Below are 11,975 nucleotides of genomic sequence, written 5' to 3'. Positions count from 1 at the left end.
AAAAGTCGCCCCGAAACGCGGTTTGCGTTGGGCAGGACGGACTTTTACAGACATAATGTCTATGTGACATCTGCGACCCATGCCCCCAGTACCCCGGCGCACCCGACGCTGAATCGCCCGAACATGGTTTCCGTTGGAACCGTCGTCTGGCTGTCCAGTGAGTTGATGTTCTTCGCCGGTCTCTTTGCCATGTACTTCACACTCCGTTCGACTTCAGGACAGATGTGGGCCGAAGAGACAGCCAAGCTCAACTTCCCCTTTGCGCTCGTAAACACGATCGTCCTCGTGGCCAGTTCCTTTACTTGCCAGATGGGCGTCTTCGCCGCCGAACGGCTCCAGCCGCGCAGGCTCGGCGGGCCCCTGAGCTTCACCCGCTGGGGAATGAACGAGTGGTTCACACTCACATTCATCATGGGTGCGTTCTTCGTGGCCGGCCAGGCGACCGAGTACGCCATGCTCGTCTCCGAGCACGTCTCGCTCTCTTCCAACGCCTACGGTTCCGCGTTCTACATGACCACCGGGTTCCACGGCCTGCACGTTATCGGCGGCCTGATTGCCTTCCTGCTCATCATCGGACGCTCCTTCGCGGCGAAGAAGTTCGGGCACTTTGAGGCAACCTCCGCGATCGTCACCTCGTACTACTGGCACTTTGTCGACGTCGTATGGATCGGCCTCTTCCTGGTCATCTACGTCCTTAAGTAGCCAAGACTTGTCTCTCTTTCTACAAGAGATAGAATTTCAAGAATCGGCTCCCCGAGCCAACGCAGGATCGAATAAAGGAACCACCACGTGAAGGCACTCTCGCAGAAGCGACGTCACCCACTGGCAGCAGTTGCGCTGTTGCTGATGGGCCTCCTCATCACTGGTGGGCTGTACGCCGTCGCCACCACCGTCAACCAGGCCAAGGCCGACACCACGAGCTTCAGTGCAAGCGACGCAGAAGAAGGCGGCAAGCTGTTCGCCGCCAACTGCGCCACCTGCCACGGCATGGGTGCCAGCGGCTCGCAGGCCGGCCCGTCGCTCGTCGGCGTCGGCGCCGCCGCCGTTGACTTCCAGGTTGGCACCGGCCGCATGCCCATGCAGATGAACGGCCCGCAGGCGTACAAGAAGCCCGCCCAGTTCAACGAAGAGCAGACCCACCAGCTGGCGGCTTACGTTGCTTCGCTCGGCCCCGGCCCGTCCATTCCGGAGGCAGGTGTCCTCGATGAGAAGGGCGACGCCGCCAAGGGTGGCGAGCTGTTCCGCACCAACTGCGCCATGTGCCACAACGCTGCTGCAGCCGGCGGCGCGCTGACCCGGGGCAAGTTCGCCCCGGCCCTCGCCGACGTCTCCGGCAAGCACATCTACGAAGCCATGGTCACCGGCCCGCAGAACATGCCGGTCTTCTCCGACGCCAATGTCTCCCCCGAAGGCAAGCGTGACATCATCACCTTCCTGAAGCAGATCGAAGCCAACGGCTCCCCCGGGGGCAACGACCTGGGCGCCCTGGGTCCTGTCTCCGAAGGCCTGTTTGTTTGGATCGCCGGCCTGGGCGTCATCATCGCCTTCACCATCTGGCTGACTTCGCGGACGTCCTAGGCACACCGCGGTACCTGTAAGAATTTTCTGCTGATCCGTCAGCAGTTTGAATTGAAAACTAACTCGACACTGGTCGAGACGAGAGAAGGATGAGGCGAATTATGGGCAACCATAGTGACGGCAGTCCGAACCACTCGGGCACCGTAGCTACGGCTGGTCAGAATGAGGTGGAGAAGTTCCAGGATCCTGGAATTCCCCCGCATCGTTTGCGCCTGGCTGACACGGACCCGAGGGCCGCAAAGCGAGCGGAACGGCAGGTGGCCATTCTGTTCGGTGCCTCCGTCGTTGGCACCCTGATATTCCTGGTGGCGTACTTCGCCATCGATCTTGGAGCTGACTCCTCGATCGCCACCATCCGGCTGCAGAACACCCTGCTGGGCATCGGCACCGCCTTCGCGATGCTGGGCATCGGCACCGGGATCGTGCACTGGGCCAAGGCCCTCATGCCGGACCACGAAGTGTCGGAAGAGCGCCACGCCATCCGCACCGAAGAGGACCGCCTGGCCGCCGTCCGGATCGTCGACGACATCGTCGAGGAAACCGGCATCAAGCGCCGCCCGCTGATCCGCAACACCCTGCTGGGCGCCGTCGCACTTGCTCCGCTTCCGGCCCTGGCCGTCTTCGGCGACCTCGGTCCGCGTCCGGACAACAAGCTGGCTCACACCATGTGGGCCCCGGTTGACGGCAAGACCAAGCGACTCACCCGCGACCCCGATGGCACCCCCATCAAGGCCTCGGACGTCACCATCGGTTCCGCCTTCCACGTCATCCCGGAAGGCCTGAACGAGCTGCACGAAGGCAAGCTGAACGAGAAGGCAAAGTCCGTCGTCCTGCTCATGCGCCTGAACCCGGAATCCCTCAAGCCCTCCCCGGGCCGTGAGGACTGGAGCTACAACGGAATCGTTGCCTACTCCAAGATCTGCACCCACGTTGGTTGCCCTGTTGCGCTGTACGAGCAGCAGACCCACCACCTGCTGTGCCCGTGCCACCAGTCGACCTTCGACCTGACCCAGGAATGCAAGGTTATCTTTGGCCCGGCCAGCCGGCCGCTCCCGCAGCTGCCCATCGCCGTAGACGACGAGGGCTACCTCTACGCTACGAGCGACTTCAAAGAACCTGTTGGACCTAGCTACTGGGAGCGTGATGAGCATGAGCGCAACATCAACAGCTGACACCCCCACCTTTGTCGCCAAGACCAAGGGCGGCCGCATTACCGACTTTGTTGACCAGCGCGTTGGCGGTTCCGGAATGCTCCGGGAATTCGGCCGCAAGGTCTTCCCGGACCACTGGTCCTTCATGTTCGGCGAAGTGGCCCTGTACTCCTTCGTCATCCTGCTGCTCTCCGGCACCTTCCTGACGTTCTTCTTCGACCCGTCGATGGCAGAAACCCACTACCAGGGTTCCTACCTGCCGCTGAAGAACGTCGAAATGTCGGTGGCCTACAACTCGTCGCTGAACATCTCCTTCGATGTCCGCGGCGGCCTGTTCATGCGCCAGGTCCACCACTGGTCGGCACTGCTGTTCGTGGCCTCCGTGTCCGTGCACATGCTGCGCGTCTTCTTCACCGGCGCCTTCCGCAAGCCGCGCGAAATGAACTGGGTGGTGGGCAGCGTCCTGCTCATCCTGGCCATGGCCGCCGGCTTCACCGGCTACTCGCTCCCCGATGACCTGCTCTCCGGCAACGGCCTGCGCATCATCGACGGCGTGATCAAGTCCATCCCGGTCATCGGCACCTACATCTCGTTCTTCCTCTTCGGCGGAGAATTCCCGGGCACCGCGATCATCGGCCGCCTGTACATGCTCCACATCCTGCTGGTTCCCGCGCTCATCCTGCTGATGATCGTCATTCACCTGTTCATGGTGGTCGTGCACAAGCACACCCAGTACCCCGGCCCGGGACGCAACGACGGCAACGTCGTCGGCTACCCCCTCGGCCCGGTCTACGCGGCGAAGGCCGGCGGCTTCTTCTTCATCGTGTTCGGCGTCGTCGCGCTGATGGCCGGTTTCTTCACCATCAACCCGATCTGGAACTACGGTCCCTACGACCCCTCCCCCGTCTCGGCCGGTACCCAGCCTGACTGGTACATCGGTTTCGTTGACGGCGCCTTGCGCCTGATGCCGGGCACCTTCGGGGACTGGCACGTCGAGCAGGTCTGGTTCGGCCACGTCTTCACGTTCAACGTGTTGCTGCCGGCGCTGGTCCCGGCGGGCATCCTGTTCACCGTGATGTTCACCTACCCCTGGATTGAACGCTGGATCACCAAGGACGACCGCGAGCACCACGTCCTGGACCGCCCCCGGAACGCGCCGACCCGCACCGCCATCGGCATGGCCGGCTTCGTCTGGTACTGCGTGATGTGGGCTGCTGCAGGTTCCGACCTCATCGCCACGCACTTCCACGTGGCTTTGAACGACGTCACCTACTGGTTGCGCGCCCTGTTCTTCATCGGCCCGGTACTCGCCTTCATCATCACGAAGCGCGTCGCCTTGGCCCTGCAGCGCAAGGACCGCGAAATCGCCCTGCACGGCCGCGAAACCGGCCGCATCGTGCGGCTGCCGCACGGTGAGTTCATCGAGGTCCACGCCCCGCTGAACGAATACAAGCGCTACAAGCTGGTCGGCTTCGAATCCCCGTCGCCGCTCCCGGCCGAGCCGAACAGCCACGGCGTCGTGGACCGCAAGGAAAAGCGCCGCGCGATGCTTTCCAAGTGGTTCTTCGAGGACCGGGTCGCCCCGGCAACCCCGGCCGAACTCGCGGCGGCACACGGCCACCACGGCGAACACGAGTCGATCGAACCGGCTGCGGAGCAGAAGAGCCTCAGCCACTGAGACACGGCGTTAGCTAACAGAAAGGCCCGGTCCACCAGGACCGGGCCTTTCTGCGTATCCAAGGGCCCCGCGCTGCCTGTCAGGGGCGGTAGCCGGAGGCGTAGTTCCGTGTGGGACGGACGCCCGGGCGCTGCAGCGGCACCCAGAGCTTGTAGCGGTCCGCCCGGTAGTAGGAGACCGAGTAGTCGACCATGGCGCGGGCCACGAAGGCGTGGCGCTGGATTTTCAGCAGCGGTGAGCCCACCTCCACGTTGAGCAGACGCGCCGTGGACGGGGACGCCGCCGTCGCTTCGATCATGTCCTCACCCCACTCCATCACCAGGCCGTACCGCTCGCTCAGGACGTTGTAGAGCGACGTCGGCGGCTCGCCGTCGAGCAGTCCCGGCACGCGGTGCGCGGGGATGAAGTTCTCGTCCACGCTCATTGGCTCACTGTCCGCCAGCAGGAGGCGACGGAACCGCACCAGCGGGGTGCCCTCTTCGAGCTGCAGTTCGCGGGCCAGGAAAGCGCTGGCGTTGATCTGCTCGAAGCTGAGCACCTTGGCGGCCGGGACCATACCGCGTCGCTGCATCTCCTCGCTGTACGAGGTCAGTTTGACCTGGAGGTCCAGCTTCGGCTTGCGGACGAACGTGCCAAGGCCCACCACGCGCTCGATCACCTCTTCGCCCACGAGCGCATCGATGGCCTGGCGCACCGTCATCCTGGCCAGGCCGAACCGTTCGGAGAGGTCCCGTTCGGAGGGAAGCGCCGAGCCCGGCGGGCAGGAGCTGGCAATGTGGGCGCGGAGGATCTCGCGGAGCTGGACGTAGATGGGGGTGCCGCTGTTCCGGTCGATGTCGCCGGACATCCGGGCCGCGTTAGAGCCCACGGAGGCGCCTGCTGCAATAGTTCATGCCTTAAGCCTAGGGCACTTTACCGGCAGGTCTAGACCACCCAAGCTACCCGGTTCGCCCGGAACTTCTCCCCCGGCTACGCTGGATATGCGCCCCGCCGGCCTGTCGTTTCCGGACCCGGTGGCGGGCGAAAAAAGCACCCGGCCGGCACAGCCCGGCGACAGACGTTTTAGGGAGTTCCATTGCCAGCACGCAAGGCGGTCGTCCAGGCCTCGATCGGACTGCACGCCCGCCCGGCGGCCGCGTTTGTCCGGGCCGTGACGCAGACCGGATTCGCCGTCACGATCAGCAAGGACGGCAGGCCGGGCGTGGATGCGCGGTCGCTGCTGGAGGTCATGACCGAGGACTTCGCCTGCGGGTGTGAAGTGGAACTGGCCGTCCGGCCGGAGACTGTCCCGGACGATTCGAGCCTCGCCGACGCTGAGCGCGCCCTCACGGACCTCTGCGCCCTGCTCGAGTCCCAGTCCGGCTGACCGGCCGACGCGGCCCGCAGGGCATACGCAAACGACGGCGGGCCCCCACCAAATGGTGGGGGCCCGCCGTCGTCGTTGTCAGTGCCAGGCGCTAGTGCGCGTGGTCACCGCGGCTGTACTCGTAAACCCAGCCCACGAGCGCCACCACGGCCAGGCCGCCGGCGATGAACGTGATCCAGAAACCCACGGCCAGGCCAAGGAACCCGCCAGCGCAGGCAAGGCCGAGAACCAGCGGCCACCAGCTCCAAGGGCTGAAGTGGCCCTGTTCGCCGGCGCCTTCGTGGATCTCAGCGTCGCTGCGGTCCTCGGGGCGCAGGCCCACGCGCTTGCCGGTGAAGCCCAGGTACGCGCCGATCATGCCAGCCAGCCCGCCGAGCAGGAGGACTCCGAGTATGCCGACCCACTCCGACCAACCGGTCAGGAAACCGTAGACCATCGAGACCGGGATGAAGAAGAAGACTCCGAATCCAAAAATCCGTGATTCGATTTTCACTTGGCTTGATCCTTCTGGTCGGCGTTACCGAGCGCCGCTGCTGCCGGGGCAGGAGAGTCGACGGTGTAGTACTGGGAGAGTTCCGGGTGGTGCAGGTCCAGGGCAGGACGCTCCGAGCGGATCCGCGGCAGCGAGGTGAAGTTGTGCCGCGGCGGCGGGCAGGACGTCGCCCATTCGAGCGAGGCGCCGAAGCCCCAAGGGTCATCGACCGTAACCCGCTCGTTGCTCCGCCAGGTGATGTAGACGTTCCAGAAGAACGGGATCAGCGAAGCACCCAGGAGGAAGGACGAGTAGGTGGAGAACTGGTTCATCCAGGTGAAGTTGTCCTGCGGCATGTAGTCCGCATAGCGGCGGGGCATGCCCTCGACGCCGAGCCAGTGCTGGATGAGGAAGGTGCCGTGGAAGCCCAGGAAGAGCATCCAGAAGTGGATCTTGCCAAGGCGCTCGTTGAGCATCTTGCCGGTCCACTTCGGCCACCAGAAGTAGAAGCCTGCGAACATGGCGAACACCACGGTGCCGAAGACCACGTAGTGGAAGTGCGCCACGACGAAGTAGGAGTCCGACACGTGGAAGTCCAGCGGCGGTGAAGCCAGGATGATGCCGGTCAGGCCGCCGAAGAGGAAGGTCGCCAGGAAGCCGATGCTCCAGAGCATCGGGGTTTCAAAGGTGATGGAACCCCGCCACATGGTGCCGATCCAGTTGAAGAACTTCACGCCGGTGGGAACCGCGATCAGCATCGTCATGAAGGAGAAGAACGGCAGCAGGACCGAGCCGGTGACGTACATGTGGTGGGCCCACACGGTCACGGACAGTGCGGCGATGGAGATGGTCGCGTAGACCAGGCCCTTGTAGCCGAAGATCGGCTTGCGGCTGAAGACCGGGAAGATCTCGGACACGATGCCGAAGAACGGCAGCGCGATGATGTACACCTCGGGGTGGCCGAAGAACCAGAACAGGTGCTGCCAGAGGACGGCTCCGCCGTTTTCCGGATCGAAGATGTGCGCGCCGAAGCGGCGGTCCGCGCCAAGGGCGAACAGGGCGGCGGCCAGGGGCGGGAAGGCCATAAGCACCAGGATGGCGGTGACCAGGGTGTTCCAGGTGAAGATCGGCATCCGCCACATGGTCATGCCCGGAGCGCGCATGCAGATGATCGTGGTGATGAAGTTGACCGCGCCGAGGATGGTGCCGAAGCCGGAGAGCGCCAGGCCGAAGACCCAGAGGTCACCGCCCACGCCAGGGCTGAAGGTCGTGTTGGACAGCGGCGCGTACGCGAACCAGCCGAACGACGCCGCACCCTGCGGGGTGATGAAGCCGGAGACGGCGATCGTGGAGCCGAACAGGAAGAACCAGAAGGCCAGCGCGTTCAGCCGCGGGAAGGCGACGTCGGGGGCGCCGATCTGCAGGGGCATGATCACGTTGGCGAAGCCGGCGAACAGCGGCGTCGCGAACATCAGCAGCATGACGGTGCCGTGCATGGTGAAGAGCTGGTTGTACTGTTCCTTGGTCTGCAGGATCTGCATGCCCGGCTCGAAGAGCTCTGCACGGATCAGCAGCGCCATGACGCCGCCGAAGCAGAAGAACACGAAGGACGCGATCAGGTACATGTACCCGATGGTCTTGTGGTCGGTGGAGGTGATCCAGTTGACGACGATGCGCCCCTTGGATTTGGGTACTACGGGAGCCTCAAGGATCCCGGAGGGCTGAGAGTAGGTCGTTGCCACGTCGCGCTCCCCTTACTTGTTCTCGGTCGGGGCCGGGTTGCGGTCGTACTCTTCGCCGAGCAGTCCGGTGTTGCCGTCCTGGCGGAGCTGGTCCAGGTGGGCCTTGAACTCCGAATCGGAGACAACCTTCACGCGGAACAGCATTTCGGAGTGGTACTCACCACAGAGTTCGGCACATTTGCCGTCGTAGGTTCCCTCTTTGGTGGGGGTGAACCGGATGTAGTTGGTCTTGCCCGGGATCATGTCGCGCTTCTGCAGGAAGGCGGGAACCCAGAAGGAGTGGATGACGTCGCGGGCGTTCAGCTCGAGGTCAACCGACTTGTTGACCGGCAGGTAGAGCGTGGGCAGCTTTTCCTTGTCCACGTTGTTGCCGGTGAGGTGCGCCTGGACGCCGGCCTCGTGGACGTCGTCGGTAACGACGTCGCCCTTCTTGTAGTTGAAGTCCCAGGCCCACTGCTTGGCGCGGACGTCGACGACGACGTCGGCCGGCTGGTCACGGTTGTCGATCGCCTGCTGGTCGCGGTCGGTGAAGTAGAAGAACACCAGGACCATGAAGAGCGGGATCGTCAGGTAGAAGACCTCGAGGGGCAGGTTGAAACTGTTCTGGCGGGGGAACCCTACGGTGCCCTTCCGCCGCCGGTAAGCGACGATGCACCAGATCAACAAGCCCCAGGTAATGATGCCGACGACCAGCGCGGCAATCCATGAGTTGACCCAGAGGTCCATGATGCGGTCAGTGTGGTTGGTGGTGCCACGCTCAGTGGGCAGCCACCCTTTCTGTACCTCTGGTGAACATCCAGTCAAAGCCAACGCGCCGGCTAGTGCCAAGCCAGTGATCGTAGTGATCTGTTTGCGTCGGCTGCCGGTTCGGTTCTGCGAACTCACAGACGGCCCTTCCTACTTGTTGCTGTCGCCCGGCCGCCGTCGGCGTTCCGGGCACACTAAAAGTTTTACTACTCGATGTAGAGCTTACCGCTCCCCGCGAGTTTTCGCCCACATGTCCGCGCCGTGCCTCGATGGAGTTTTCGGCGGTTCCGGCGACCGTCCCTTGGACGGCACTAAGGCCGGGCTGATTGCCCGGCCTTAGGCCTTAGTGGAAGGAGTCCCCGCAGGCGCAGGATCCTCCCGCATTCGGGTTGTCGATGGTGAAGCCCTGCTTCGAGATGGTGTCCTCGAAGTCGATGCTCGCGCCGCTGAGGTAGGGGACGCTCATCTTGTCGACAACGACCTCGACGCCGTCGTAGTCTCGGACGGCGTCGCCCTCGAGGAGCCGCTCATCGAAGTACAGCTGGTAGATCAGCCCGGAACAACCGCCCGGCTGCACGGCAACGCGGAGCCGAAGATCAGTGCGGCCTTCCTGTTCCAGCAGGCTGCGGACCTTGCCGGCGGCCACATCGGTCAGCTGGACCTCGTGGCTGGCCAGTTCCTGGTCCGCCTGGACGGTGGTGTCGGCGCTGTTTTCATTGGTTGTAGTGCTCATGGCCTACCTTCTTACGACGGTCGTGGCGGCTCCGCCTGCGCGGTGCCCGCCCCTACTTAAACGGTATGGGCTATAGCTACATGCTACGTCGATCAGACGTGTAGCTCTAACTCCTGACGTAACCGTCAACGCCGGCTGGATGTTCCCCGGAAACGCCCACCCGGCAGAGCCGGAGATCCAGCCGGAGATCCAGCCGGCGGTCCAGCCGCAGGCGCCTCCCGCTCAGGCCAGGCCTTCCGCGTTCAACCGGGCCAGCAGGAACGCCTCGGCCACGATTGCGTTCCGGAAGTCGCCGAGGTGGAGCGACTCGTTGGCGCTGTGCGCCCGCGAATCGGGGTCCTCCACGCCGGTGACCAGGATCTGCACGTCCGGGTACAGCTCGGTCAGGTCGGCGATGAACGGGATGGAACCGCCGATCCCGGTCTCGACGGCCGGCACGCCCCAGGCCTCACCGAGCGCCCACATCGCCATGCCGGCGGCGGTGGAGGTGGTGTCCGTGAGGAAGGCGTTGCCGCTCTCCCCCGGGGTGAACACCACCTCGGCGCCGAACGGCGCGTGGGTCTCGACGTGCCGGCGTACCGCTTCCATGGCCTCGGCCGGGTCCTGGCCGGGGGCGAGCCGCAGGCTGAACTTGGCACGGGCACGCGGCAGCAGGGTGTTGGAGGCGACGTCCACGGCGGGGGCGTCGAAGCCGATGATGGACAGTGCGGGCTTGGTCCACATGCGCGAGGCGATGGTGCCGGTGCCGGCCAGCTTGACGCCGTCGAGCACGGAGGCGTCCTTGCGGTACTCCTCTTCGGTGAGGTCGACTTCGGCGTCGTCACGGCTGACGAGTCCCTCGATCGCCACGCTGCCTTCGTCGTCGTGCAGGGTGGCGATCAGCTGCGCCAGCAGGGTCGGGGCATCCAGCACGGGGCCGCCGAACATGCCGGAGTGGACGGCGTGGTCCAGCACCTTGACCTCGATGGTGCCGTCCACCAGGCCGCGCAGGCTGGTGGTGAGGGCCGGGATGCCGACCTTCCAGTTGGACGAATCGGCGACGACGATCACGTCGGAGCGCAGCAGTTCCTGGTGGGTTTCCAGGAAGGAACGGAACGTGGGTGAGCCTGCTTCTTCCTCGCCTTCGAAGAAGAAGGTCACGCCCAGGCCCAGTTCCTCCCCCAGCACCCGGGTCACGGCGGAGTAGGCGGCGACGTGGGCCAGGATCCCTGCCTTGTCATCCGCGGCGCCGCGGCCGTAGAGGCGGCCGTCGCGTTCGACGGCGGTGAACGGCTCGGTTTCCCAGAGCGCGAGGTCGCCGGTCGGCTGGACGTCGTGGTGGGCATAGAGCAGGATGGTGGGCTTGCCGGCTGCGGCGGGGCGGCGTGCGACGACGGCGGGCCCGCCGGGGGTGCCATCCTCCTTGTCGCAGCGCAGGATCCGGACGTCCCCGAACCCGCTGGCGCGGACCAGTTCGGCGACGGCGTCGGCGCTGGCGTTCAGCGGAGCAGGATCGAAGCTGGGCCAGGCGATGCCCGGGATCGCAACGAGCGCCTTCAACTGCTCGACGGTGGCGTCAAAGGATTCGGTAACGGCCTGGCGGAGGGCGGCGGCATCGATGGAGCCGACGGCTGAGGGCTGCGGGGTCCCCGCGGGTGATGAAGTCATGGCCAAAACACTACCCGTGTCCGGCATCACGACAAATGCGCCACGGCGCTCCGGCGGCGGCCCGGGACGCGTCTCCCCCGGCGCTGACAACGGCGCGATTTGCGGCTGGGATCACCGCGCTCCCGGCCGGGTGTGGGCTGGGTCTCGGGCGCGCCGCCGCAGGGTATTCTTTAGGGGTGTTTGGACGTAAAAAGGAAGCGCCCCTGGCGCAGGACGTAGTTGACCAGCAGGTGGCCGAGGCAGCAGCCCGGGACGCCGCCATCGGCAAGGGCGCACCCACGCCCAAGCGGAGCGCCCAGGTGGCTGCCCGCAAGCGCCCCTTGGTTCCGGAGGACCGCAAGGCCTCCCGGGCGGCCGAGCGCACGGCGATCGCGGACCAGCGCCTCAAGATGCGCCAGGCCATGGATACCGGTGACGAGAAGTTCCTGCCGCTGCGCGACAAGGGGCCGCAGAAGCGCTTCGCCCGCGACTACGTGGACGCCCGTTTCAGCCTTGGCGAATACCTGATGTTCGGCGCCCTCGTCTTCGTGATCATCTCCCTGCTGGTCCCGGCGAGCAGCGAACAGATGATCTACGTCCTTGGCGGTTTCTGGGTCATGTTCCTGGCCGTCTTCGTGGACGTCTTCATCCTGTCCCGGAAGCTCAAGAAGCGCCTGGCCGAGAAGTTCGGTGAGGTGGAGCGGGGCACCGTCTGGTACGGCTCCATGCGCTCCCTGCAGTTCCGCCGCCTCCGCCTTCCCAAGCCCCAGGTCAAGCGCGGCGACTTCCCCGCCTGAATCCGGCCATCGAAAAGCCCCCGGCAGTTTATGAACTGGTCCCTGAAAGTTGGACTGGCTAAGTAAGAGCCTAGGCTGCGAGGGC

The 11,975-nt window shown here is 64.9% G+C and carries 12 protein-coding genes; 6 read left to right on the top strand and 6 right to left on the bottom strand.

Annotation, left to right across the window (positions count from 1 at the left end; translation table 11 throughout):
- The first annotated feature begins 27 nt into the window (after positions 1-27).
- The 4 genes from ctaE (at position 28) to qcrB (ending at position 4,407) form a co-directional block, all read left to right on the top strand.
- The gene (gene ctaE, locus HNO80_RS14865; RefSeq protein ID WP_217500973.1) at positions 28-702 is read left to right on the top strand and encodes an aa3-type cytochrome oxidase subunit III; all 675 of its coding nucleotides are present in this window, start codon (positions 28-30) and stop codon (positions 700-702) included.
- 87 nt (positions 703-789) lie between these two features.
- Positions 790-1,578 (top strand): cytochrome bc1 complex diheme cytochrome c subunit, encoded by a 789-nt coding sequence (qcrC, locus tag HNO80_RS14860; protein WP_138769290.1) that lies wholly within the window; start codon positions 790-792, stop codon positions 1,576-1,578.
- 101 nt (positions 1,579-1,679) lie between these two features.
- Positions 1,680-2,750: a cytochrome bc1 complex Rieske iron-sulfur subunit gene (gene qcrA / locus HNO80_RS14855; RefSeq protein ID WP_175323630.1), complete on the top strand. Its 1,071-nt coding sequence runs from the start codon at positions 1,680-1,682 to the stop codon at positions 2,748-2,750.
- Entirely contained in the window at positions 2,728-4,407 is a 1,680-nt protein-coding gene (gene qcrB / locus HNO80_RS14850; RefSeq protein WP_175323629.1) for a cytochrome bc1 complex cytochrome b subunit, read from the top strand. The genes qcrA and qcrB overlap by 23 nt, the downstream gene beginning before the upstream one ends.
- Positions 4,408-4,486: 79 nt before the next feature.
- Here qcrB and HNO80_RS14845 read toward each other — a convergent pair whose 3' ends face one another.
- Positions 4,487-5,254 carry a GntR family transcriptional regulator gene (locus HNO80_RS14845; RefSeq protein WP_175323679.1) on the bottom strand — a complete coding sequence of 256 codons (768 nt, stop codon included), beginning with the start codon at positions 5,252-5,254 and terminating at the stop codon, positions 4,487-4,489.
- Positions 5,255-5,482: 228 nt separating this feature from the next.
- On the opposite strand from HNO80_RS14845, the gene HNO80_RS14840 reads away from it, so the two are divergent.
- Positions 5,483-5,773: an HPr family phosphocarrier protein gene (locus HNO80_RS14840; protein WP_175323628.1), complete on the top strand. Its 291-nt coding sequence runs from the start codon at positions 5,483-5,485 to the stop codon at positions 5,771-5,773.
- Between the two features lie 91 nt (positions 5,774-5,864).
- Here the strand turns inward: HNO80_RS14840 and HNO80_RS14835 are convergent, their stop codons facing one another.
- The 5 genes from HNO80_RS14835 to HNO80_RS14815 form a co-directional block, all read right to left on the bottom strand.
- Positions 5,865-6,266 carry a cytochrome c oxidase subunit 4 gene (locus HNO80_RS14835; protein WP_175323627.1) on the bottom strand — a complete coding sequence of 134 codons (402 nt, stop codon included), beginning with the start codon at positions 6,264-6,266 and terminating at the stop codon, positions 5,865-5,867.
- The gene (ctaD, locus tag HNO80_RS14830) at positions 6,263-7,987 is read right to left on the bottom strand and encodes an aa3-type cytochrome oxidase subunit I (protein WP_175323626.1); all 1,725 of its coding nucleotides are present in this window, start codon (positions 7,985-7,987) and stop codon (positions 6,263-6,265) included. The genes HNO80_RS14835 and ctaD overlap by 4 nt, the downstream gene beginning before the upstream one ends.
- 12 nt (positions 7,988-7,999) lie before the next feature.
- On the bottom strand, positions 8,000-8,872 hold the full coding sequence (gene ctaC / locus HNO80_RS14825) for an aa3-type cytochrome oxidase subunit II (RefSeq protein ID WP_175323625.1): 873 nt from the start codon (positions 8,870-8,872) through the stop codon (positions 8,000-8,002).
- A gap of 205 nt (positions 8,873-9,077) precedes the next feature.
- Complete coding sequence (locus HNO80_RS14820; RefSeq protein WP_138769282.1) at positions 9,078-9,467, bottom strand: HesB/IscA family protein; 390 nt, start codon at positions 9,465-9,467, stop codon at positions 9,078-9,080.
- 222 nt (positions 9,468-9,689) lie between these two features.
- A complete protein-coding gene (locus tag HNO80_RS14815; RefSeq protein WP_175323624.1) occupies positions 9,690-11,114 on the bottom strand; it encodes a dipeptidase in 1,425 nt (474 codons plus the stop codon).
- 176 nt (positions 11,115-11,290) lie between these two features.
- On the opposite strand from HNO80_RS14815, the gene HNO80_RS14810 reads away from it, so the two are divergent.
- Entirely contained in the window at positions 11,291-11,890 is a 600-nt protein-coding gene (locus HNO80_RS14810) for a DUF3043 domain-containing protein (protein WP_175323623.1), read from the top strand.
- Positions 11,891-11,975 lie beyond the last annotated feature (85 nt).

Source organism: Arthrobacter sp. C9C5, assembly GCF_013359735.1.
Taxonomy (GTDB): domain Bacteria; phylum Actinomycetota; class Actinomycetes; order Actinomycetales; family Micrococcaceae; genus Arthrobacter.
Note: the sequence above shows the minus strand (reverse complement) of the source record. Positions and strands in the feature narration are given on the sequence as shown.